This window comes from Nonomuraea sp. NPDC050691 (assembly GCF_040654455.1).
In the GTDB taxonomy this organism is placed as follows: domain Bacteria; phylum Actinomycetota; class Actinomycetes; order Streptosporangiales; family Streptosporangiaceae; genus Nonomuraea.
This window is the reverse complement of record NZ_JBFAIA010000010.1, coordinates 44,740-68,039: the sequence shown is the minus strand read 5'-3', so window position 1 is coordinate 68,039 and position 23,300 is coordinate 44,740. Positions and strand designations below refer to the sequence as shown.

The following is a 23,300-nucleotide window of genomic DNA, read 5'->3' as shown; positions in this document are numbered from 1 at the left end:
GAGCTTACGTGCTGGAGCCTTTTTCGTCCGATGGCTTCGCGTTGCTTGGTTGGCTGACGAAGCTGCCGAGGCCGCGGACGGTGTAGATGGTGCCTTCTTGGCGGAGGGCTCGCATCACCTTGTGGGCGGTCATGCGGGCGATGCCGAACTCCTGCATCAGATCGTTCTCGCTCGGCACTCGTGAGCCGGGGCGGTAGACGCCGGCGGCGATGCGCTCACGGATCACGTCGGCGACCTGCTCCCAGCGAGGCCGGTCCTGGCGGAACTCGATCATGACGTCACTGTAGGAACCCGTAACGCCCCATCGTTTTCCGGATGGCCCTATGGAGCCCTATAGACAACCCATCTGAGCTTTGCTTACGCTGGCCCCATGGCACTTCCCGGTTGCGACCTCGACGCACTTCGCGCCACGTTCCCCGGCTGGTCCTTCTTCTGTAGCGATGCGGGTGCCCTCTACGCGACCAGGCGAGGCACTTCGCTTTGCAGGGCAGAGATCGACGCGGGGCTTGAGCAGACGGTTAGCGCCGACGATTACGTGACCCTCGTGGCACTGCTGCGAGCGCAGCAGGTCCGGCAGTGATGTGGCGGCGTCATGGACCTGCATGACTACCACGGACCGCACGCTGCTCCTCCTGAGCCATGGGCTGAGCCGGTGGGGTGGGAGCGGAGCGTGCCGCGCGCCGAGCGGTTGCGCGTGCGTGAACACACCTGCTGGTGCCAACGTCCGCACTTCGAACTGTGTACGGCGGGCGGGTTGTGGTTCGTCCGGCGGATGTTGGCTGGCTCCCCGGCTGACGTCGTCGAGACAAGCTGGATGCGGGAATGTGCGGCGAAGGACCTATGGCATCGGATCTTGAGCGGTCAGGCGCGGTGACCGAGGAGCGGCGCCTCCTAGCGGGGAAGGGCCTCGGTTATCTGTCGTGCCGCTTCCTCGGGTGCCACCTGGTCGGTGCGTATCCGCAGTGAGAAGAGGCCGGTGTCGTGGGCTTGCAGGTCGAGCAGGGTCTCGTCCCATGCGCTCAGACGTCCGGCGGTGTCGCCGTCACCTCGTTCCCGGGATCGCCGCTCACAGACATCGCGCGGTACCCACAGCAGGACGAGAAGCCATGCGCCGGCTTCGGACAGGCGCAGGACGTCAGGGATGTTGCCCATGTGAACGATCGGAACTCGCCCGGTATGAGCCATTTGCTCGATCTGGTGGCGGTCGATGGCGTAGACGTTGCCGTAGCGGTGAGTCTCCGCGAGCAGCCGTCCGGCGGCTCGCAACCGGGCGAGGTGTTCGGAGGTGACGAAGTCGTATTCGGTGCCGCGCCTGCTGCCGGCCTTGAGCTTGCGCAACAGGACGAACCTCGGATCACGAGCCGTGAGGGCGGCGGTGGTGGTGCTCTTGCCGCTGGCGGGCGGGCCATACAGGACGACGCCCTTCACGGCAGGATCCGTTTGAGGGTCTCGCGGGTCTGGTCGGCCAGGCTGATCGCGGCGCCGAGACGGTTGTCCACGGTGATGTGCGCGGTGGGTGGACAGGTCTCGGTGTTGAGGCCGCTGGTGTAGGTGTCCCAGTTGTCGAGCTTCCAGCAATCGCGGGCGGCGCCGCGGAACTCGATGTACTCGCGCATGGACTCGACGTCGCAGCGCACCCACACCACGGCGACGTCGATGCCCTTGGCCGCGCAGCGGTTGGTGAGGCGGGATACCCAGTCCGGGTCGGCCAGCTCGGCGATGAACGGGGCCGACAGGATGGCCGAGGTGCCGACGTTGAGGTTGTCGAACGCGGTCTCCATCAGGCAGCGGTACTCCAGCGGCCGGACCTCGCGCAGGTACAACTCAATGTGACGGTCGTGCGGGTCGCCGCCGAGGGAGACGAGCAGGCGTTCGACCATGGCTCGGGTGAGGGAGTCCTTGTCGAGGAAAGCCCAGCCGGTGATGTCGGACAGGAACCGGGAGAACTCGGTCTTGCCGGATCCGGCGTAGCCGCCGACGAGGGTGAGGATCGGTTTCGGGCTGCCTTTGCCGTGCCGGCGGCGCCAGGCGTCAACCACGCGGTTGAGGAGTGCGTTCTGCTCGGCGTTAGAAGGGCTGCCGGACACTTTGATAAGGGTCTGTTCGATGACCTGGGCGGCGGCGTTGTCCGCTGCGGGGTCGGTGGGCGCGGGCAAATCCGAGATGGAATTTTCCACTTCGGTTATTTCGCCGGGTAGTGGTAGGCGGAAACCTAGCTTGGGCTCAGTTGCCTGATAGAGGAGGCAATACGCGCGGCGGTAGTGTGGTCCGGGATATACCGATCCCTGCTCGTGTGCCCATAGTGTCTGGAAATTGGCGGCTGGTGCGACGAGGCCGTGCCGGTGAGCGACCTGTCGGAGCTGGTCACCTGCTGCTTCGAGGGTCAGGCCGTGCGCCTCCCGGTGCTGGCGCAGCAGCAGGGGGCGCCAGCCGGGCCGCTGGATTGTCTTCATCGCATCCTTTTGCGCACTTTGAGAAGCGGGCATGTGAAAGCGCATGTGTAACCGCCGTGCAGGCAGCAATGAAGAAGCTTAGCTAACGCTCTGTGATACCGAACAGTGCGAATGCGCGATGAACTAACGGCATCCCCGCCGGGATAGAGGACGACCAGAAAGGGGTGCCAGAATGACCGCAAACAAGCGGCTATTGGATGAGCTTCGCGCTATTCAGGCCGAGATGGAGGAGCTGGCCTGCCGGGTCAGCGAGATCGCTTCCGCTCTTGGAACACGGCCTTCTCCAGATCGGCGATCCGCCCGCCGAGATCAGCAAGGGTCTGGCGCATCTGAGAGAGCTGGTCCATGACGTCCGCCGAGACCGACCCCTCGGCGTCGGCCTCGATGCTGGCCTCGGCGGCGCCCTCGCGGACGAACACGCCCTTGCCCTGCTGGCCGACGACCAAGTTCTCGGTGCGGAGCACGCTGATGGCCGCCTTGACCACGCTCGCGGACACGTCGTAGCGCTGGCAGAGCTGAGCGGTCGACGGCAGCGCCGCGCCGGGAGCGAGTGATCCCGTCCTGATCTGCCTACGCAGGTCGTCGGCTATCTGGAGGTAGCCGGGGCGACCCGTCTTCTCGACCATCCCGTGCCCTTCGCGAGGTTGTCTGCCTCCAGTTCAGCACACCCCATCCGACATGCCAACCAAGTCTTCGTGGAATCCCTTGACAACTTAGAATTCCAAGCGTTCTATGTATGCCAAGAGGTTCACTCCGATCGAACGAAGGAAACCGCCATGCGCACCGTCCCCATCCCTGTGGACACCAGCAAGCTCACGATCACCTGCGTGAAGGCCCCGCGCCCTCGCGTGCTCAACAAGGACACCGGCGAGATCAAGACCGACAAGAACGGCAACACCGTCTACGAGGTCACCGTCTCGGTCGAGGACGAGTTCGGCCGGATCGAACTCGTCAAGATCGGCATCACTGGAGAGCCGCCCATCACCGCCGGCGACCCGGTCAACGCCGTCGGCCTGGTCGGCTACGTCTGGGAGATCGCCGGCCGCTGGGGGATCAGCTACCGCGCCTCCGCGCTGCTCCCGCTACGGGAGGCCGCCGGTGTCTGACCTGCTCACCCTGCTCGGAGTCTCGGCCGCCATCGCGGCCGGGCTCTGGGCCTGGCACCACTGGCACTACCGCTCCTTCTGGCTCGCCCTCGGCTACCCGCTGGTCGCGATCAGCGTGTGGGCCACCTGGCGCAAGGTCGCCCTCGGCTGCGGGCTCACCAAGAAGCGGCAGCGCTTCTGGTTCACCACCGTCCCGGGCCTGGTCGCCTCGACCGGCGTCGTCCGCGTCAAGCGCAAGTTCCAGCGCATCGCCGTGGACACCAAGCCGTTCATGTGGCTGCCGATGCCGACCCGACACGGCTGGCGCGTCACCATCCACACCCTCGAAGGACAGATCCCGGCCGACTACGCCGAGGTGGCCGAACGGCTCGCACACTCCTGGGGCGTGCACGCCGTCCGCGTCTCCTCGCCCCGCCCCGGCAGGGTCGTCCTCGCCACCACGATGCGCGATCCGCTGGTCAAGGTCGCCGACCTCCCGGCCTCGACCGAACTCCTCAAGGTCACCGTGGGCAAGCTGGAGACCGGCGGGCCGTGGGTGGTCGACTTCACGACCGTCCCGCACTGGATCAACGCCGGAGCGACCCAGTCGGGCAAGTCCAACCTGGCCAACGCGCTCATCGTCGGCCTGGCCCCGCAACCCGTGGCGCTGGTCGGGTTCGATCTCAAGGGCGGGGTGGAGTTCACCCCGTACGCGCCGCGCCTGTCCGCGCTGGCCACCACCAGGACCGAGTGCGGGACCCTGCTCGACGACCTGGTCACACTCATGGCCGACCGGATGGGCGTGTGCCGGATGGCCGGTGCCCGCAACATCTGGCAACTTCCACCCGCCGTACGGCCCGTCCCGATCGTCGTCCTGGTCGACGAACTGGCCGAGCTGTACCTCATGGCAGACAAGAGCGAGAAAGACGAGATCGCCAAAGCCTCCACCGCGCTGCTACGGGTGGCCCAGCTCGGCCGGGCGTTCGGCATCTACCTCTTCTGCTGCGGCCAGCGCATCGGCTCCGACCTCGGGCCTGGCGTCACCGCCCTGCGGGCCCAGTGCTCGGGACGAATCTGCCACCGGGTCAACGACCCGGAGACCGCCACCATGACGCTCGGCGACCTCGACCCGGCGGCCCTCGTCTCCGCCCGCGCCATCCCGGCCGAGACACCCGGCGTCGCCATCGTCGCCGGCCAGGACGGCCAGTGGTACCGCGCCCGCTCCTTCTACGTCACCGAGCAGGCCGCCGAACACGCCGCCCGCACCCACGCTCACCTCGCCCTGCCCTGGGACGAGGTCATGGCCGCCCAGCCACACGAGATCCCCGCCGTCTGACCGCACCTCGAAGGGAGGACTCCGATGCGACACATCGCCGCCTGGCTCGTGGACACCGGCCCCGTCCTCGTCCTGGCCCTCATCGCGGGCGCGGGCTCGTTCGCCCACATCCGCGACACCGCCAGCGAACACGGCCAGACCGGCTGGATGTCCTGGGCCATTGCCGTCTGCATCGACCTCACCTGCGTCATGGCCGCCCGCGAACGTCAACGCGACAAGAAGACCGGCCGGGAACGGCGGGGCCCGATCTCCTGGCCCGTCCTCGTCCTGGCCGGCGGGATCGTACTGTCCCTGGCCGCCAACCTGGCCCAAGCCGAACCGACCGCCTGGGGCTGGATCACCGCCGCGACACCCGCGGGCGCGTTCCTCGTCGCCGTATCGATGCTCGAACGACGGGCTTGCGCTTCGCGTCCGCAGGACGCCCCGCAGACGTCTCCGGTAACAGTCTCGGCGTCCCCGGCCGTCCCCGAGACGTCCTCAGCGGTCCCAGACCGTCGCGCTCTCGTCCCCGCCGGCGAGGACGGCCAGGACGACGGGCCCGCACCGACCCGGCCCTCGTCGACTACGCCCGGCGGGTGGCCGACGAGCACACCGCCAAGCACGGCAGACCCATCACCCGCGACCTGCTCCGCGCCCGCCTGGGCGTCTCCAACCAACTCGCCGCCGATCTGCTCCGCACCATCCACCCCGCACCAACCCCGTGAAAGGACAGCAGCCGATGCCCGACCCACAGGCGCGACTGGCGCTCGTAGCCGGCCTTCGCGCCCTCGCCCAACTCATCCACGACCGCCCCGACATCCCGGCACCTCACCGGGTCGATGTCTACCACTTGGCCCAGAGAGCGTCCGACGACGAGATGCGGGCCGAGATCGACGGCATCGCGGCTCTGCTCGGCACCACGACGGAAGAGCACAACGGCCACTACTCGACCTTCATCCGGCTCGGCGCCGTCGAGTACCAGGCCACCGCCATCCTCGCCGACTCCCGCGCCCGCCACGCAGCCGCCGAAGCCGCCTACCGGACCGTCTACGACTCCACCGACACCGACCCGGGCCCCACGGCCTGAAGGGATCACAGCCATGAAGATTCGCCTCGACGGCACCCGCCCCGAGATCACCTACAGCATGTTCCGGCTCCGCGAGATCTTCACCGTCACCTCGGTGTCCCGCGCCTACCCGAACCGGCACCGCCCGCGCCAGTACCACATCTACGTCAGCATCGTCCCGCGCGAGACGGACCACAGCCGATGACCAGCGACGTCACGGTCATCCACTACCGCTGCTGCACCTGCAACGGCACCGGTTTGGACGACGACCGCGACACCTGCCGCGACTGCACCGGCACCGGCATCGACAACCACGGCGCATAGCCGTAGCGCCCCCCGCCTGGCCACACATCCGCCAAGATCCGCGCCAGGCCGGGGGCCATCCACCCAGAACACTGGATAGGACGGAACCCATCTTGCCCCACCCACACGCACTCGCTGGGATGATCACCCGGCTCCACGACCCGAACTACGACCGCTGGGCCCACCAGATCAAGCGCACGGGCGGCTGCCGCCAGCCCATCCACCTGCGCGGCAAGGTCGAACACTACGACCGCGCAACCGGCTGGCTCCTCCACCGCTACAGCACCCACACCGAACCGGACGGCGTCCTGCGAGTGGCATGCAAGACCCGCCGCGCCTCCCGCTGCCCCGCCTGCGCCGAGACCTACCGTGCCGACACCTACCAGCTCGTCCGCGCCGGCCTGGTCGGTGGCAAAGGCGTCCCGGAGACAGTCGCCGCACACCCGACCTTGTTCGTCACGCTCACCGCCCCCTCCTTCGGAGCCGTGCACGTCCGGCGGGAGAAGAACGGCAAGGTCCTGCCCTGCCACGCCCGCCGCGACGCCGAGACCTGCCCCCACGGACACGTCATGTCCTGCACGGCACGCCACGCGGCCAACGACCCGCACCTCGGCGAGCCCCTCTGCCCGGACTGCTACGACTACGAAGGCTCGGTGCTGTTCAACGCCGTAGCTCCCGAGCTATGGCGTCGCTTCACCGAAGCCCTGCGCCGACGCTTTGCCCGCCTCTTCGGACTCACACTGCGCGAGCTGCGCGAACAGCTCACCATCTCCTTCGCCAAGGTCGCCGAATACCAGCGCCGCGGCGTCGTCCACTTCCACGCCGTCATCCGCCTCGACGGCCCCATCGGACCTACCTCGCCACCTCCAGCCTGGGTCACCGCCGACGCCCTGACCCAAGCCGTCCAGCACGCGGCCGGCGCAATCACCGTCGAGGTCGAGTCGCTCGCCCGCGTCTTCCGCTGGGGCACCCAGCTCGACATCCGCCCCATCACCATGAACGGCGACCTCACCGAGCAAGCGGTCGCCGCCTACATCGCCAAGTACGCCACCAAGGCCGCCGAATGTGTCGGCACCCTCGACCGGCGCATCCACACTCTCGACGAACTGGCCCTCCACCCGCTGCGCGAACACGCCCGTCGCCTCATTGCCGAATGCCTCCGCCTGGGCGCCCTCGACGACCTGGCCGACCTCCGCCTCACCCAGTGGGCCCACATGCTCGGCTTCCGCGGCCACTTCTCTACCAAAAGCCGCCGCTACTCCACCACCCTCGGCGCCCTCCGCGCCGCCCGGGAGGAACACCAGCGAAAAGAGGAAATCACCACCGGCCGCCTGCCCCTCTTCGACGAGGACACCGTGCTCGTCATCGCCCACTGGGAGTACGCCGGAAAGGGCCTGTCCCTCGGAGACCAACTCCTCGCCGCCGCACTCACCGGCACCAGCCCGTCGTACGTGGGTGGTGGTTCTGATGAGTAGGCAGGACAAGCTCCTGACCGTTCCCGAGGTGCTCGAAGAACTGGGCGGAGTCTCGCGCCGCACCTTCTACCGCTGGCGCGAACTCGGACGTGCACCTGCCTGCATCCGGCTCCCGAATGACGAGCTGCGCGTCTGGCGGAGCGATCTCCTGGCTTGGCTCGACTCCCGTCGGGAGGTCGCGTGAACACCACCTACGACGTGAAACTCAGCCAGATCCAGCAGCGCTCCAACCGCGGCACCCCGACCTACGTCGCCCGCTGGCGGGTGGCCGGCAAGGAGAAGTCGAAGAGCTTCCGCACCAAGGGCCTGGCCAACGCCTTCATGTCTGACCTGCGGCAGGCGGCCAAGGCGGGGGAGGAGTTCGACGTTGTCACCGGTCTGCCGGTGTCGATGCTGGCACCGCAGTCCTCAGGGCCGTCGTTTCTGGAGTTCGCTCAAACGTACGTACATCGACGCTGGAGCACCTCAGCCGCCAGGACCCGCGAGACGGATGCGTACGCGCTTCTGACGCTCATCCCTGCCCTGGTGTCCGATGCGCCACGCCGTCCCTCCACCGAGGAGCTCCGGGACGTCCTTCGGATCCACGCGCTCCTCCCGGAAAAGCGGCGGGCCAGCCTGACCACGGCACAAGCCGCGGCTCTGCACTGGCTGGAGCGGGCATCCCTCCCGCTGTCGGCTCTGGGCGAGGCGCATGTTCTTCGTACGGCTCTCGATGCCATCTCGGTCACTTTCACAGGTGCGCCGGCGGGCGCGAACACGGTGCGCCGCAAGCGCGCCATCCTCCATCACCTCCTGGAGCACGCGGTGGAGCAAAAGGTGTTCAGCAGCAACCCGCTGGACGGGATCAAGTGGACTGTGCCCAAGGCGGTGACGGTCGTCGATCCTCGTACGGTGGTCAACCCCGCCCAGGCGCGGCAGCTACTCGACGCTGTACCCAAGGTGGGCCGCAAGCGCGGTGCTCGGCTGAGGGCGCTGTTCGCTTGCATCTACTACGCAGCGCTCCGGCCGGAGGAGGCCGCGGATCTGCGGTTGAAGAACTGCACCTTGCCGGAGTCTGGATGGGGCCTGATCGTTCTGGAGAGGGCTCGACCTCAGGCAACGAAGCGCTGGACCAACTCCGGCGAGACCCACGAGTCGCGCAGCCTGAAGCACCGCGCGGACAAGGAGACGCGGGAGATCCCGATTCCGCCGGTATTGGTCGCCATGCTCCGCGAGCACATCGCCGAGTACGGGACTGCCAAGGACGGCCGGATCTTCCGCACCGGTACCGATGGGACCTACTCCAGCTCGGCGTACTCCTACGTCTGGCAGGAAGCCCGCAAGCTCGCCCTCACCCCAGCGCAGGTGGCCTTGTCCCTGGCCGCTCGTCCGTACGACCTCCGCCACGCCGCCGTATCGCTCTGGCTGAACGCGGGTGTGCCGGCCCCGGAGGTCGCCAAGCGTGCCGGTCACAGCGTTGACGTCCTGCTCCGGGTCTACGCGAAGTGCATGGACGGCCAGCAAGAGCAGATCAACGGCAAGATTAACGCCGCGTTGGACGACGCATAGTCGACTTTTATCCGCTTCGGCCCCGGCCAGACCGGGGCCATTCCATAGCCGGCTTACGTCAAGACGCAGAATTCAGAAGAACCGGCCGGAGTTGCCTGGCGAACTCGATGACGTCCGCCTGGTGATCCCGCCCTGGCGCTCCCTGGTAGAGCCTGATGGAGAGCATCTTGGCGCCGTCGGGTGTCCACGCGGAAACGTAGGCTCCCCAGGACTCTCCGTCTGTACGTCTCATAACCGCGCTATATCCTGGGCCAACTCCATTGGGTAAGGCAATGCCCTTATCGGCGATCCGGCGTCGTTCCAGACCGTCTAGCGAAGACTGGAGAGGGTCGTGCAGCTCGATCGACAACCGTACTGGTTCTTTCATGTCTGACGACTTAGATACTATGCAATAGGAAAAATGGGATGCCGAATTTGTTCCGCTTGTATAAAAGTCGTCTAGGCCGGTTGCTCGGGCGATCGCCTGCTTGGAGATCAGACCGCATTCACCCGGTGATGCGGTGACAGCGCCAAGGGGGCGCCGATCTTGTGGGGGAGACGGCGGCGAACATGCTGCCGCAACGGCAAGTACAGTGGTTGCCAGTAGGATCGATGGGCGTACCCTCATTCGTCTGCCTCAGGGTATGGAGGTGGGGACGGGCGAAATCCGTCCTGTACGGCGTTGTCGATTTCGCGGAAGATGCCTGAGGCGGGTGACATTTTCAGCCACTCGCGATACGCGTAGTCCTGCAGTGGAGTCATCATGCTGCGAGGTAGTATCTCTCCATCCTTGATAAAGTCCTGCGGTGAACCCTCGGCATAATTCTCCAACGCATGCGGATGTGTAGTGGCGGCTGTTTTGCTCTCTCCGAAAAGGCCGTGTCGCATCATGGCGTCAGCCGTTAGATCCCTGAACATGTTCTGGCTCGTGAACAGAGTCGTCTCCGCCTTGTCTCGGGCCTTCTTTCCGTCTTCAAACTTGATCTCGTCGCCGAGATTCCCCTCAATGTACTCATATCCCCCCACAACCCAATCTCCCCCGGGTGTGAGCATGAGCTTGAGCGTGCTGGCAGCAACATCCTTCAACACCTCGCGGGTCTTATCCCGTGCGTCCGCGGCATTGATCTCCGATAGATTCCCCGCATCGACAATGAACTTCAGTGACTTGCTCAGATCCTGAACTCTGGCTTTGAACTCTTCCGCGGTGGCGCCGGCCATGGTGTCCCGGAGGATCTTCTGTCGCTGAGCGTCGATCTCTGCCTTGGTCGCATCCGGATGGCTCTTGTGCCACTTGTCAAAGATCGCTTCGTTCGCCTTCTCGATCCGAGCCGCCTGGGCATCCAGGATCATCACGCTGTACTTCCCGTGGCTCGCCATGACGGTCTTGAGCGCCTCTGCGTCCTTGAACGCCCAGGTCATGACGCTCTTCGCGGCTTCGTCACCGAACACGGCGCCGTATGGCTGTTTGCCCGGGAGAATCGGATCGGTGTCAGGAAGAGGGGTGACGCCTATGTTCTCCTTGGTCTCAGGAGAGATCCGATGCACGTCGCTCATGTAGGCGGCGAAGACGCGGGCGGCGCTTCGCCGGGTGTCGGGAAGAGTTCGCTGCGCTCTTGGATCTGACCAGAAGTGGATGGCCCAGGATGCGATCAAGGCGGACTTATACCCGCGTGAGCTGCCCGGGGGTTGGCCATGATCTCGGTAAGTCGTGGTCGCGGCCTCGATCGCTCGGCCCAGTTCCTGGTTGCCGCCGCTCCATCTGTTCTCCCGCATCAGGAAGGCCAGCGGCTTGCGCGTGGGGTCGCTGAAGAAGTCCTGCGCGACCCGGGGGTTGTGGGCCAGGGCGGCTGCGATGCCAGGACCAAACCCGATCATGGGCTGCCGCTCGCCGGGCGTCTTCTGCGTGTTGTCGTAGACCTTGTTGGCCAAGTCGCGCAGGAAGGCGTCATCGAAACTGCCGTGTCTGAGGAGCCTGTTGACCACGAAGTCGGTCAGTGCCTCGTCCTGTGGTGCGATCAACTCGTCGGTGTAGCCCTTGGGCAGCTTCATATCGCCGACTCCGCGTGATGCTGTCCCCAAGGTCACGCTCAGCGCCGTGACCAAGCGGTCTACGTCGGTGGAGGGCAGGTCCTTCCAGCCACGGCTCTGGGGATTGCCGGGCAAGGTGCGGTAGAGATCGGCTACAAGCGCTTTGAGCTCAGCGGGGCGCATCTCGTTGGCGAAAGCCACGGCGAAGTAGGGATCACGCTGGTGCTTCTCCAAGAGGTCGAGCGCCTTGCCGGTGACAGCCTTGTCACTGAAGTTGCGCTCTTTCCATGCCTGTCGAAGCTGGTCGGCTATGGACTTGGCCGCAGCTGCGCCGCTCGCCGGCGATTGTGACACCCAGAGGGACTCGTCCGCCCAGACGAGCCCCTTGTCGAGGCCGATTTTCTGGGTCGCGATGATGAGGTCCAGGCGGCGCTGTAAGTCGGGGACGCGTTGGGCGATCTGAAAGCCGACGTCCCTCAACAAGCCCGGCCCGGACATGTTCGTGCCGATCGCCCGCAAGGCGCCGTTGATCTGCACGTCCACTTCGGACCAGGCGGACTCCAGGCGCTTGATCTCGCCGATCAGCTGGACCATCAATGTCGGGTCGATGCCTATCCGGTTCGAGGCGCTCATCAATAGGGCATCCCACGGATATGTGACTGCGGTCGTGCGAGTGGGTCGGGGTTGGCCGCGCCGGACTCAGCGCTGATGGGAGTGGAGTCGATCAGGGCGAGCGCCCGGCTGAAGACGCTGTTGTAGGCCGCCTGCCAGCCTTTGCAGTCCTCGATGAGCCTGTCCGCGGCCTTGCCCTTCATCGCGCCGCTTTCGAGCAGGCCGATGAGCTTGCGCACGTCGTTGGCGTGCTGGTCGCGTAATCGCTCGATCGTGCGCCGAGCGGCGTTGATCTGTTCCTGTGTCGCCATCGTCCGGGTTCCTCTGGACCTTCGAGACGGCTATCCCTGGGATCAATGTGACGATAAGCGGAGCCTTCGCTTGCGTCGAGGGGAACGACAGAAGCGGCATAAGGGGCAGCGAGTGTTTCGACTACTGCGTATCACACAGGATCGCGATTGCCTCGATGACGTTGGCGACCACGTGGTCGATGCCTTCCTCTGTCGATCCATATCGCACGTAGACCGGCCGTGCGGGCGCCTTCCATGTCTGAGATGGTTGTCACCGACCATCCAGCCGCCCTGGGCGAGGCTGGCCCCGCACCGCTCAGCAGCTATGTGGAAGAGGCGGGCTTGTGGCTTGCGGATGCCCTCGACTCCGGACACCGCATAGCCATCGACTGCGTCAGCAAGACCGGTCCGCCGAAGCTTTCCGAGCTGGTTGTCGGCCATGCCGTTCGTGACGATGCCGACTCGCCACCCTTCGGCGCGCAACTCGGCGAGACCTGGCAAAACACCGGGGTAGCACCGCACGAGGTGAGGCATACGCCGGCGGTAGGCCGCCCACAGCTCATCGACTGGCTCCGCCAGAGCGAAGTGCTCGCGCACCTTACCGAAGAAGACCTCTCGATGCGGGTACCCGTCTTGATCCAGAGAGACGAGCCAGGCCACGCCCTCAGGTCCCAACCGCCAATGCTTGGCGAACTCCTCTGCCCAGCGGAAGAACGCGGCGTCGAGGTCAATGAGAGTCCTGTCAAGGTCGAAGAGGGCGAGGCGCTGCACGAGGCCACCCTAGATGTGAGCATCTCGCTGGCACCGGCAGTCCCTGACCCGATATGTCCCATCAGGGGTGCCCGCCAAGTCATCGGGCTATATCGAGCGATCAGGATCCTCCGGTCGCGTACAGGTGACGACCCGGGGGCTGTTCCACGCACTTGATTGGCTGATAGGGGCTGGATTAAGCGAAGATCCCGGTAATCTTCAGGACGTATCGGTGATGCGGCCCGACGGGCTTCCGCTCTGATGGCGGACACGCCCCCATACCGCACGAGTCTTTCGTGCTGCCTGGGGGTAGATCCGTGGCCGTTTTCCGGCATTCGGCGGAAAGTCTGGTCCAGCTGGTGTCCGAGTCGGTGCCCGAGCGCGTCCTCAGTGATGTGATCGCCGACTACCTGCGCGCCACCCAAGGGATCAATCCAGGCAGGAGCGAACGCAAGTCTTGGGATCGGAGCATCCCGATTCTGGCCCGGGACCTGGTCGAAGCCGGCCTGGGTGGCGTCGAGATGCTCATCGAGTACCAACTCCCGTTAACCAGCAAGCGGGCGGACGTCATCCTCGCCGGACGTGATAGGCGGACCGGAGCGGACTCCTACCTCATCGTCGAGCTCAAGCAGTGGAGCCAGGCCGAGCTGTACGAGGACGACGCCAACATGGTTCTGGTGTCTGGCATGGGGAACCGGCCCAAGCTTCACCCGGTCTTGCAGGTGCGGGGCTACTGCGAATACCTGGCCGATTTCGCCGGAGCCCTGGACCAACACCAGAACGCGGTGCGCGGGGTCGCTTACCTGCACAACGCCAGCGATCCGGACATTCACGATCTCTACGATCACGTCGAAGACGAGCGCACCCGGCTCTTCAGCAAGACCCGTCGGGGTCAGTTCGTCGACTACCTCAAGGCCCAGTTCGCCCCCGAGTCCGGGGCTGCGGCGGCCGATCGCCTGCTCTCCAGCGCCATCCGCCCGTCCAAGCAACTGCTGAAGGTCGCCGCGGGTGAGATCAAGAACCGCGATCAGTTCCGCCTGCTGGCCGAGCAGCGCCTCGCCTACGAGATGGTGCTGCACGCGGTGGAGAAGGCACGGGCGGGCAACTCGAAGCAGGTGGTGATCATCACGGGAGGCCCCGGCTCTGGCAAGAGCGTCATCGCACTGTCCCTGCTGGGCGAACTGTCCGACCGCGGCTACTCCGCTCTGCATGCGACCGGTTCGCGCTCCTTCACCGAGACGATGAGGCGCGTCGTTGCCAAGGGGTCGACCCGGATGAAGGCGATGTTCAAGTACTTCAACAACTTCATGACCGCCAATCCCAATGAACTGGATGTGCTGATCTGTGACGAGGCCCACCGCATCCGCGAGACCTCGGCCAACCGGTTCACCAAGTCGACCGATCGGACAGGCCGGCCACAATTGGACGAACTGATTGCCGCGGCGAGGGTGCCGGTGTTCCTGCTGGACGAGCATCAGGTGGTACGGCCGGGCGAGATGGGACGGGTCGCTGACATCACTGCCCACGCCCATTCTCTCGGCCTCGCCGTACACCAGGTCGATCTGGACGCGCAGTTCCGTTGCGGCGGGAGCCGCAAGTACGAGGAGTGGGTGCTGCGGCTGCTGGGCCTGGACGGCGACGCTCCGGAGGCATGGTCGGATGACGACCACTTCACCGTTTCCCTCGCCGAGTCGCCCCACGAGCTGGAAGCTCTGCTGAGGAGCCGGCTGGACGCGGGATACTCGGCACGGATGACGGCGGGGTTCTGCTGGCCCTGGAGTGCCCCGAACGGGGACGACAGCTTGGTCGCAGATGTGCGGGTCGGCGACTGGGCGCGGCCGTGGAACGTCAAGGGTGACAGGGCTGTGGGAAACGCTCCGGCCAGCGCTCTGTGGGCCACCGTACCCGGCGGGTTCGAGCAGGTGGGGTGCGTCTACACCGCCCAGGGCTTCGAGTACGACTGGAACGGCGTCATCTTCGGCCCGGATCTGGTCTATCGAGATGGCAGGCTGGTTACTGTCCGCAGCGCCAGCAAAGACCCGGCATTGGTGCGGAAGGGAGTCAGTGATGAACAAGCGGACCGGCTGATCCGCAACACCTACAAGGTGCTGCTGACCCGCGGCATGATGGGCACCGCAGTGTACTCGGCCGATCCGGCGACGCAGGAATTCCTTGGGAAGCTGCTGGAGCCACGCGTATAAGGGCCACCTGCGGATTGCGGGGGACGCATCTGCCCACGTCCCGTAGCCCTGAACCGCCCGATACGACCGGCCGCACGAAACACCAGGTCAGGATATCAGAACCGCGTCACTCGCTACACCTGAGAAGCGCAGCCTGGCAACCCGTCCGGCCACCTCCAACTGGTTGGCCAGTGGGGCCGCTAGCACCTGCATTGAAGCATCCCAGCGCCGTGATACTTCGTCATGCCTAAGCCCATTCACCGAACACGCTGTCCTGATACGAGGGTTCGGAGCCGCAATCAGCTGCCCCGGGGAACGAGTCCTTCAGGCTCAGGCTGCGGAAGCCGGGTTTGGGTCATCTAGATATGACGTTTTGACGAATGCAGTAATGTGAGTATGATCACGATCATGTTGCATGGAATGACTTCTCATTCCGACCGCGGTAGCGTACCAATGTGGGCAACTTGGACATTTCTGCATGTAAGGAATGGTTCAGCGTCGCTTATGTAGAAGCGCTGGCCTACGCCGCCGGATACGCTGTGACGGTGGTCCACGTTGACCACTTCGGGGTTGACCTGGAATTGCGCGATCGAGCTTTGCGTGTAGATGTGCAGATGAAGTGCACAAATGAACCGGAAGCGATAGGCGACCATATCGCCTATCCTCTTGACGCACGTACCTACAATCTTCTGAGTGACCCCGGAAGAAACGTCCCAGCCTATCTCTTTGTTGTGGAAGTGCCCCCGCTCAAAGTGGATTGGGTCAGCTGCAGCGCTGATGGGCTGCAGCTAAGGCGGTGTGGCTATTACGCCAGTATGTCGACACTCGAACCAACGAACAACAAAGCGACCAAGTCTGTCCAGGTGGCCCGGGCTAACCGATTGACGGTCGCGTCGCTGGACCAACTCATGCGCAAGGCAAGGGGCGGATCGTGATCAATATAGATACGCTCGCTTCAGAAGTAACTCCAGCGGGCCTGCGCGCCTATTTACGAGCGAACTCGTGGCACTTCCAAGGAAAGCCGCTTCCGCGTATGGAGTTATGGGGAAGAGATTCATGGGAAGTCCTTATTCCGCTTAATCGCCAAGCTTCTGATTACGCGCGGAGGATCAAGAACTTCATTGAGGATATTGCTGGCGAGCGCGGTTCTGGGATCGACGATGTCGCCACCGAGCTCCGCTATATCGAAGACGATGTCATCGATTTGGAGTTCGATGAAGATCGTTCTCGCGTCCCGCTCTCGGAAGCTGCCAGGCTACTGGAAGGTGCTCGAGCGTTCGCCGTCGCCAATGCCTGTTCAGCCATCCACCGCCGCTCCTATCACGGCCGCTCACAGCCATTGAGGGCTCGTGAGTATGCCGATTTCGTGGGCATGGGACACACCAGGGAGGGCAGCTTCGTCATCCCCATCTTAAGCCCGATCGGTGTCATGAAACCGGTGATCATCGAGGGTGAGCAGGAACCGCTGATTGACGTTCAATCGGAGCTCAACTACTTTCCACGCCGAGTGACGGGCATCATGGCCGATGTTCTCCGAGAGATTCACGAGTTGGCGGTCGTTCGAGAACGGATACCTCCGAAGGAGGATCTGAACCGTGCCGTGGTAGCCGGCTTGTCCGCCGATGCGTGCGCCTCCTTGGCCGCAATGGTGTCTGCGCCGAACGCCAGTGACCTGGACATCACCTTCCAATGGGCTCTGACGGCAGCTCCGCCTCGCGCTGGCGGTGACACTATCGAGTTTCCGCAGGAAGCGGCAGGAGCGATTAGAGAGATCGGCCATATTCTCCGCGATCAGGTCCAATTGGAGGATGCTGTGATCTACGGCTTCGTCAGTTCTCTTGATCGTGATCCCGACGACGAAGAAGGCGTCGTCAAAGTGAAGGCGCTTGTGGGTCACAGGATCCGACCTGTCAAAATAGTTCTACGCGGAGACGCCTACCACACAGCGGTGGAAGCTCACGACCTCAAGCTCCGCGTCATAGCGACCGGACCCATGGTGAAAAGTGGTGCTGGGACGCTATCCATGCCTAAGGTGCACCTCTTCAGGGTCGATGATTACCTTCCGCTCGAGATGAACGCAGTGCCTCGCTCGGCTTAGGAGCGCCCCACAGGTGCAGAGCGAAGTTTCTCTGCGCGCCCAGCGCATGATAGGGGGCGGCTTCACCCTGGTTCTGCTCCAATCTCCTCACGTTTGGCACGTTGACGGCGCTGCCCAGATGGGGCCCGGCCAGCCAACGCCTCTCACTCCTACCTGAGCGGCCTTTGCGTCTCGGCAGCGCTCGCAATCTTCCGATCGGGCTACGACGATGCCTACGCGGTAGAGCACTCTGCCAAGCCTCTCGATGTGCGGTAAGTATTCGGCCTGGCGGCAGCAGTTCTCAGGTTGGCGTCAGTACGGTGTCATGCCAGGTATAGATCGTGAAATGCGCCGCGTTCCGCACGCTTGGCAGCCGCTACCTCGCCCCTGTGCATTGGTTATGTAATGGGCAGAAAAGCAATCAGCCGCCCACGCAAGGCCAGCTCACCCGTCTGGCGCTGCGAAATGAGGCAATCATGCAGTCGCCTCATCCGCTGAAGCGGACCCTCCAACTCACGTTGCAGCGTCAGGGCGTACGCGTCGGTGAATGGCGGGCTTTCGTTCAGGAAGTGCCCAATCAGCTGGGGTAGTCGCTTGACGACACTTAAGGCGGTTGGCATCCGGCGATCCCGCGGCCGGCGTCGGCATGCCGGGCTGGGCGGGTCTCGGGGTAGCCGTGCGCGATGCTGAGCAGGAAGTACAGCAAGTGTCGAACTAAGTCACCGAATCTTGTGACGAGGGTGGGGGCGCGGACTGGCTGAGAAGGAATCTGCGGCTCCGTTCTGAACGGCACGGCGAGATGATCGAGAACAGCAGCAGGCGAGCGCACCATGGGACGACGGCTCCCTCAAGGCCTTCGAGGATGCCTGCCAGAAGGCGTTGCGCGAGCCGGGGCGCGAAGCGGGCGACCTCGGGGTCATCGGAGAAGCACGACAGCCTTCCGCATCGCCGTGGATGGCAAGAGCTAACCACGACGCTACTTTTTGTCAGTCTGACAAAAACATAGAGTCGGGCCGTGATCGACGACCAATGGGAACCGCCCGCCGTACTGCTCGCCGTAGACCTGGTGATCCTCACCATGCGTGAATCGCGCCTGCACGTCTTGCTCGTCGAGCGCGGCATCGAGCCGTACATGGGAGCCCACGCGCTGCCGGGTGGTTTTCTGCAGCACTCGGGAGAGAGTCTCGTCGCCGCGGCTCACCGAGAACTGGCCGAGGAGGCCGACTTGGATGTCGAGGCTCTTCAGCTCGAGCAGCTCGGCGTCTACGACGACCCTGGTCGTGATCCCCGCGGCCGGGTGGTAAGCGTCGCCTTTTTGGCTATCGCGCCCCGGCTGCCTGAACCAACCGCCGGGACCGATGCTGCTGATGCAGGGTGGCAACCCACCGACCGGGTGCTCTCCGGTGAGCTGGACCTCGCCTTCGATCATCGGCGCATCGTCACGGACGGTGTCGAACGCGCCCGCGTCAAGCTCGAACACTCCGCACTCGCAACAGCCTTCTGTGGGCAGACGTTCACGATCACCGATCTCCAGAGCGTGTACGAGGCGGTGTGGGGGATCCCGCTCGATCCCCGGAACTTCTACCGCAAGATCCAGAAAACCGACGGATTCATCATCCCGGCCGGTTCGGCGCGGAAGGCAGCGACCGGACGACCAGCTCGGCTGTTCAGAGCCGGCCCTCGCGAGGTCCTATACCCCCCGATGATCCGTCCTGTCGACGCGTCGAACGGAAAGGAGCCGGAGCAGTGAGCCCAGTCGTAATCCTCACCGCACTAGACCTGGAATACCAGGCGGTCCGAGAGAAACTGGTCGGCCTGCGCCTGCACCGGCACCCCCAAGGCACCCGCTTCGAGGTGGGCCGGCTGGCGAATGGGCAGTGTCACGTGGTCCTGGCGCACGTCGGCAAAGGCAACCTCTCCGCGGCGGTGCTGGCCGAACGTGCCATTGCCGAGTTCCAACCGGCCGCACTCCTCTTTGTGGGAGTGGCCGGCGCGTTGCACACGCACATCGCTCTCGGCGATGTCGTGGTGGCCACGCACGTCTACGCGTTCCATGGCGGCACCAGCGAGGACGACGGCTTCAAGAGCCGTCCCCGTGTCTGGGAGACCTCGCATGCCGCCGATCAGATCGCTCAGCATTTGCACCGCACCGGCTCCTGGGCCAAGGATCTCGACCCCCGCCCGAATGTGCACTTTGGGCCGATAGCCGCGGGGGAGGTGGTCCTGAACTCCCGGCTTTCCGCACATGCCCGCTGGATTCGCGACAACTACAACGACGCACGGGCGATCGAGATGGAAGGCGCCGGCGTAGCACTGGCCGGGCATCTGAACAGGGCGCTGCCCGTAGTCGTGGTCCGGGGAATCAGCGACCGGGCCGACGGCACCAAGGAAGCAACAGACCGAGAACAGTGGCAGCAGCGAGCCGTCGTCAACGCGGCGACGTTCGCCGCGGCTCTGGCCGAGGAGTTGTCCACCGAAGAACTCACGACAAGGAGTTCCGCCATGCCCGAGACGACCAGGAACATCGCGACGGGAAACGCCCGCGTGGGAGTGCAGGCAGGCACCGTGCACGGCGGCGTCTGGATCACCCCTGAGACGTCCCGACCGACCAGCCTTCCTGAGGCGCTGACCGGCTTCCGTACTCGGCTGTGGCAGGCGTGGGCCGACGGACATCTGGATGAGGCGACCTACAAGGCGGCAGAGGCGGAACTCGGCGCGGCCGACCAGGCGCTGGAGACAAAGACGCCGGACCGGAAGAACACGCTGACGCTGGCGCTCAAGAAGCTACGGGGGCTCGTCGGCGACGTGGCCGACCTGGCGGTGGAGCTGACCGCCATCATCGCCCTAGCCCAGTCCCTGTCATGACCGACCCAGGGCGCAGCGGCGACAACGTGGCCACAGGCTCCGCCTACGTCGGAGTGCAGGCGGCGACAGCGACAGTGCACAACGTCAACATCTACGAGAGAGACCCGCAGGACTCGCCCGAGACCAAGTTCCGCAAAGGTGTTCTTTTCCTGAAAGGCCGTATGTCAGGGCCGGCCCGGCAACTCATCAACGAGGCCATGGTCGGCTACGCCACCAACGAGGTCCATTTCTACTGGTTGCTCGCCATGGTGAGCCGCCGGACGCGACATGAGCTGAGCAAGGACGAGACCGTTCAGTTGCGAGACAGACATGCCATCATGCGGCTCGCGGGTGAGGATGCGTGGCGGGACGGCGTACGCATCATTGACCGACTCCTGGAGTCGGCGGGTAAGGCCGAAGAGGACATTCGTGTCGTGGTCAAAGATCTCGATGCGCTCCGTGAACCGCAACGCAGCCTGATCCTCGAGCACTTGGAGCTGTACCTCGACGGCCCGATCGAGGACCATCTGTGGCGCCGCGCGCTGAGGAAGGCCAAGACGGATCAGATGGCCGACGGACGGAAGGATCGCATCTGGAAGTTCTTCCATCCATCGCCGGCGGTGCCCTTGCGACTGGAGCCGCTACCACCCGACACGCCTTTAGGCATGTGGGCGCAAGCCGTAACGGCCACCGCTGTGCTGGCCATGGCTGCAACCTACCTCGGCTACCTGATCCTGCAGAACGGACGCTTTCTCCTGATGCTCACATACCTGCTGAGCATCACCGGCGCCTATGCCGGTGTGTCGAATGCCAGCGACTGGCGCTTCCGCGTCGTACGTCGCCGGGCCAAAGACAGGGAATATCTGGCGCCCAAGACAAAGGTCGAGATCGGAAACTTCGCTAAGCAGGCCGAGCACCGGATCAATCACTACTTCGCCAAGTACCTTCCACCAGGCGTGGACCGTGGCAAGTGGGAGGCTGAGACAAAGGGGATCCGCCGAAGTCTGCGCGATGAGATCGCAACCGTCTACGGAGGGAGGCGGGTCGGAGTCGAGAAGATCGCCTGGCTTATTCGGCATCGCGCAAGCGATGCAAGCAGGCGCCGCAGGAAAGGCACGCTGTGGAGCTACCGTGAGGAGCTCGCGACCCCTGGGCGGACGAAAGCGCTGGCGATACTCGGCCTCCTCACCCTGGCGACTGGAGGCGGATGGGCCGCGGTTGGCGCCGTGCCCGTCGAGCCTCTGCGCGCGATCGGCGCGATTCTCCTCCTGCTGGTCTCCGGAGGGATCAGCGCCCGCGCGTGGCTACATATCGTTCTGGAGCGCCGCCGGTATGCCGCAGACGACACCGAAAGCCGCCGGACCTTGGAGACCGACATGGAAGCCCTGGACCGGTGGCGCGAGAGACTGGCGGACAAGCCTCGTGACGAGGAGATGGCCACCTGGCTCGACTGCGACCGGAAGGTACTCCTTGAGGAGGTGTTGCGGCACTACAGGCTGACCATGAGTGGTGTGATCGCCCACGCGTTCATCGAGGCTCCCGCCAGCTCAAGCGAACGCGCACGACTTCGTGGCGGCCCGTGGCGCTACAAGAGGTACCGGCTCTTGGTCTTCCTCATCACCCAGGAAGGCGTACGCCAGCTCACCGTCAAGCTTGACTTTCTAAAGGGCACCTTCCATGACCGGCAGCGGCTCAACTACCGCTTCGAAGCGGTCGCCTCCGTATGGGTTAGCCACGCGGACAACAATGACCGTACCTTCAAGCTCACACTCGTCAATGGCGATGAGATCAGCGTTGACGTGAGCTCGGGCATGGAGGAGCTACAGCAAGGAGAGCACCCCGGCGCGGTGTCCGAGGCGTCGTTGGACGCCGCAGGCCTTCCTCACACCCTTCACGTTCTGGAAGGAATCGCAGCTGAAGGAAAGGGATGGGTCGAACAACAGGAGGTGCGTACAGGTAACCTCTCGGGAGCCCTAAGCGACCCCGATGAGTGAGATCACGTACGCGTGTGCAGTTTCCTCGCCGCACCGCAGGGTTTTAGCTATTACGCCGGAGAAGGGCAAGTGCTTCGGCCATGCCTTGCGGTAACCGATGGCCACGATTCCCGGCGTGAGCTCCGATCGCCTGCTGCGCCTTCGCCGGGAATAAGTGCTGTGCCGTTTGGTCATCGGCTAGTCGAGGTGGCATTTCCAGCTATCGAGCGGTGAGTTCTGTCAAGTCGACTGCGTTTACCAGGGCCTGCAATTCTGGTTCGGCGCGTAGATCGAGCGGGAACGGCTCTTTTGCTGCTCCTTTCTGGTTGAACAGCAGGTTGCTGGCTGTGTCGTTGACCACGGTGGCCGCGTTGGCTGAGTCCCATTGGATGCCGTGGAACGCCCGTCGATCGAACCGCCCGGCGAGCATGCAGTCCACCTGAACCCTGCCGTAAGCGTCGACTCGATTCGTGCGCAGGACGACCGTACGCGCGGCGCTGAGGCCAGGGGCAACGGCGAACGCCTCGCGGAGGGTGACTAGGAGGTAGCCGCACAACGTCAATGCGTAGTAGCTCGCGCGGTCAGTCTTGGTGAGTTTCTTGAGGGAGATGTTGCCCGCGGGAGTACGGGTTGGGAACCGTTCGGGTACGAAGTCTGGACCTGGTGCCAGGATCACAAGTGACACTTCGGACCCATTCAGGGCCACGGGTACAGCAGGTGCCTCATTGTCCTCGAAGGCCTCCGCCAGGACCGGCAGAACCATCTCCGGATCGTTCCCGCACAGGCGGTGCCATTGCTGGTTGAGTTCCCACTGGTACCTGTCGCGCTCGTCATTGGCCTGGATCCACCAACGCTGCATGTCGGCCTCAGCGGCCTGTCGCGCTCGCTGCCTGGCCTCGGTGCGCGCCTTGCGCTGGAACACGCCGATGCCCGCCAGCGCCTCCTGTTCGCGAGGGGCAAGGAATGCCCCGAGAGTCGGCTGTGGGACCGCTGGAGCGACTGGCGGTTGTGCGGGCGGAAACTCGGCTCGGTGCAGGTTGAGGATCTGCGAAAAGGCGTCTGCCAGCCTCTCCGCCTCGGCGGCCTTTTCCGCCTGGGCAGCGGCGCGTTGAGCTTGAGCGATCTGTCGTTGCAGGCTGCCGGCTGTGGCGCGGCGTCCGGTCGAAGACCGGCGCCGTCCGCCGCCCAGGCTCGTGTAGAAGCCGACGGGCCCTACCGAGGAGGACAATCCGGTACGACCAGCGCCCACGTGCATGCGCGCGAAGCTAGGTCCAATTCCGGCTCTCAGCCCGCGGCTGCTGACCCTGAGCCGCACTCCTGGC

General features: G+C 64.6%; 23 protein-coding genes and 1 pseudogene. 16 read left to right on the top strand and 8 right to left on the bottom strand.

The features are described from left to right. Nucleotides 1-4: 4 nt before the first annotated feature. The 4 genes from AB0H81_RS06790 to AB0H81_RS06775 form a co-directional block, all read right to left on the bottom strand. The gene (locus AB0H81_RS06790) at nt 5-274 is read right to left on the bottom strand and encodes a GntR family transcriptional regulator (RefSeq protein ID WP_358370232.1); all 270 of its coding nucleotides are present in this window, start codon (nt 272-274) and stop codon (nt 5-7) included. Nucleotides 275-891: 617 nt separating this feature from the next. Continuing rightward, nucleotides 892-1,428 carry a guanylate kinase gene (locus AB0H81_RS06785; protein ID WP_358370230.1) on the bottom strand — a complete coding sequence of 179 codons (537 nt, stop codon included), beginning with the start codon at nt 1,426-1,428 and terminating at the stop codon, nt 892-894. Beyond that, the gene (locus tag AB0H81_RS06780; protein WP_358370227.1) at nt 1,425-2,453 is read right to left on the bottom strand and encodes an AAA family ATPase; all 1,029 of its coding nucleotides are present in this window, start codon (nt 2,451-2,453) and stop codon (nt 1,425-1,427) included. The genes AB0H81_RS06785 and AB0H81_RS06780 overlap by 4 nt, the downstream gene beginning before the upstream one ends. A gap of 245 nt (nt 2,454-2,698) precedes the next feature. After that, nucleotides 2,699-3,079, bottom strand: coding sequence for a winged helix-turn-helix domain-containing protein (locus AB0H81_RS06775; protein ID WP_358370224.1), 381 nt, complete (start codon nt 3,077-3,079; stop codon nt 2,699-2,701). A gap of 150 nt (nt 3,080-3,229) precedes the next feature. Here AB0H81_RS06775 and AB0H81_RS06770 point away from each other — a divergent pair, with 150 nt between their 5' ends. From AB0H81_RS06770 to AB0H81_RS06725, 10 genes and pseudogenes are all read left to right on the top strand, one after another. Beyond that, nucleotides 3,230-3,559 (top strand): hypothetical protein, encoded by a 330-nt coding sequence (locus tag AB0H81_RS06770; protein WP_253771626.1) that lies wholly within the window; start codon nt 3,230-3,232, stop codon nt 3,557-3,559. Beyond that, nucleotides 3,552-4,874, top strand: coding sequence for an FtsK/SpoIIIE domain-containing protein (locus AB0H81_RS06765; protein WP_358370221.1), 1,323 nt, complete (start codon nt 3,552-3,554; stop codon nt 4,872-4,874). The genes AB0H81_RS06770 and AB0H81_RS06765 overlap by 8 nt, the downstream gene beginning before the upstream one ends. Nucleotides 4,875-4,898: 24 nt before the next feature. Next, a pseudogene (locus AB0H81_RS06760) lies at nt 4,899-5,213 on the top strand (DUF2637 domain-containing protein); the annotation flags it as partial. 236 nt (nt 5,214-5,449) lie between these two features. Beyond that, nucleotides 5,450-5,578, top strand: coding sequence for a hypothetical protein (locus AB0H81_RS06755; protein WP_358370220.1), 129 nt, complete (start codon nt 5,450-5,452; stop codon nt 5,576-5,578). A 14-nt stretch (nt 5,579-5,592) separates the two neighbouring features. After that, entirely contained in the window at nt 5,593-5,940 is a 348-nt protein-coding gene (locus AB0H81_RS06750) for a hypothetical protein (protein ID WP_358370217.1), read from the top strand. A gap of 13 nt (nt 5,941-5,953) precedes the next feature. Next, nucleotides 5,954-6,124: a hypothetical protein gene (locus AB0H81_RS06745; RefSeq protein WP_358370215.1), complete on the top strand. Its 171-nt coding sequence runs from the start codon at nt 5,954-5,956 to the stop codon at nt 6,122-6,124. Next, entirely contained in the window at nt 6,121-6,243 is a 123-nt protein-coding gene (locus AB0H81_RS06740) for a hypothetical protein (protein ID WP_358370213.1), read from the top strand. The genes AB0H81_RS06745 and AB0H81_RS06740 overlap by 4 nt, the downstream gene beginning before the upstream one ends. 119 nt (nt 6,244-6,362) lie before the next feature. Continuing rightward, nucleotides 6,363-7,697, top strand: a complete 1,335-nt coding sequence (locus AB0H81_RS06735) for a replication initiator (protein WP_358370211.1) — start codon at nt 6,363-6,365, stop codon at nt 7,695-7,697. Continuing rightward, a complete protein-coding gene (locus tag AB0H81_RS06730; RefSeq protein ID WP_253771635.1) occupies nt 7,690-7,881 on the top strand; it encodes a helix-turn-helix domain-containing protein in 192 nt (63 codons plus the stop codon). Before AB0H81_RS06735 ends, AB0H81_RS06730 begins: the two co-directional genes overlap by 8 nt. Continuing rightward, nucleotides 7,878-9,245 carry a tyrosine-type recombinase/integrase gene (locus tag AB0H81_RS06725; protein WP_358370209.1) on the top strand — a complete coding sequence of 456 codons (1,368 nt, stop codon included), beginning with the start codon at nt 7,878-7,880 and terminating at the stop codon, nt 9,243-9,245. Before AB0H81_RS06730 ends, AB0H81_RS06725 begins: the two co-directional genes overlap by 4 nt. A gap of 603 nt (nt 9,246-9,848) precedes the next feature. Here the strand turns inward: AB0H81_RS06725 and AB0H81_RS06720 are convergent. From AB0H81_RS06720 to AB0H81_RS06710, 3 genes are read right to left on the bottom strand one after another with little or no spacing between them, the layout of a single operon-like run. Next, the gene (locus tag AB0H81_RS06720; RefSeq protein WP_358370207.1) at nt 9,849-11,885 is read right to left on the bottom strand and encodes a hypothetical protein; all 2,037 of its coding nucleotides are present in this window, start codon (nt 11,883-11,885) and stop codon (nt 9,849-9,851) included. Next, entirely contained in the window at nt 11,885-12,175 is a 291-nt protein-coding gene (locus tag AB0H81_RS06715) for a hypothetical protein (RefSeq protein ID WP_358370204.1), read from the bottom strand. The genes AB0H81_RS06720 and AB0H81_RS06715 overlap by 1 nt, the downstream gene beginning before the upstream one ends. A 42-nt stretch (nt 12,176-12,217) precedes the next feature. Beyond that, entirely contained in the window at nt 12,218-12,925 is a 708-nt protein-coding gene (locus AB0H81_RS06710) for an HAD family hydrolase (RefSeq protein ID WP_358370201.1), read from the bottom strand. Nucleotides 12,926-13,221: 296 nt separating this feature from the next. Here AB0H81_RS06710 and AB0H81_RS06705 point away from each other — a divergent pair, with 296 nt between their 5' ends. The 6 genes from AB0H81_RS06705 (at nt 13,222) to AB0H81_RS06680 (ending at nt 21,999) form a co-directional block, all read left to right on the top strand. After that, nucleotides 13,222-15,105, top strand: a complete 1,884-nt coding sequence (locus tag AB0H81_RS06705) for a DUF2075 domain-containing protein (protein ID WP_358370199.1) — start codon at nt 13,222-13,224, stop codon at nt 15,103-15,105. A gap of 434 nt (nt 15,106-15,539) precedes the next feature. Beyond that, nucleotides 15,540-16,019, top strand: coding sequence for a DUF4365 domain-containing protein (locus AB0H81_RS06700; protein ID WP_358370196.1), 480 nt, complete (start codon nt 15,540-15,542; stop codon nt 16,017-16,019). Beyond that, nucleotides 16,016-17,182 (top strand): hypothetical protein, encoded by a 1,167-nt coding sequence (locus tag AB0H81_RS06695; RefSeq protein ID WP_358370193.1) that lies wholly within the window; start codon nt 16,016-16,018, stop codon nt 17,180-17,182. Before AB0H81_RS06700 ends, AB0H81_RS06695 begins: the two co-directional genes overlap by 4 nt. Nucleotides 17,183-18,176: 994 nt before the next feature. Further along, nucleotides 18,177-18,911 (top strand): NUDIX domain-containing protein, encoded by a 735-nt coding sequence (locus tag AB0H81_RS06690; RefSeq protein ID WP_358370190.1) that lies wholly within the window; start codon nt 18,177-18,179, stop codon nt 18,909-18,911. Beyond that, on the top strand, nt 18,908-20,026 hold the full coding sequence (locus AB0H81_RS06685) for a 5'-methylthioadenosine/S-adenosylhomocysteine nucleosidase (protein ID WP_358370188.1): 1,119 nt from the start codon (nt 18,908-18,910) through the stop codon (nt 20,024-20,026). Before AB0H81_RS06690 ends, AB0H81_RS06685 begins: the two co-directional genes overlap by 4 nt. After that, complete coding sequence (locus AB0H81_RS06680) at nt 20,023-21,999, top strand: hypothetical protein (protein ID WP_358370185.1); 1,977 nt, start codon at nt 20,023-20,025, stop codon at nt 21,997-21,999. The genes AB0H81_RS06685 and AB0H81_RS06680 overlap by 4 nt, the downstream gene beginning before the upstream one ends. 199 nt (nt 22,000-22,198) lie before the next feature. Here the strand turns inward: AB0H81_RS06680 and AB0H81_RS06675 are convergent, their stop codons facing one another. Next, nucleotides 22,199-23,233 carry a hypothetical protein gene (locus tag AB0H81_RS06675; RefSeq protein WP_358370182.1) on the bottom strand — a complete coding sequence of 345 codons (1,035 nt, stop codon included), beginning with the start codon at nt 23,231-23,233 and terminating at the stop codon, nt 22,199-22,201. Nucleotides 23,234-23,300: the final 67 nt, after the last annotated feature.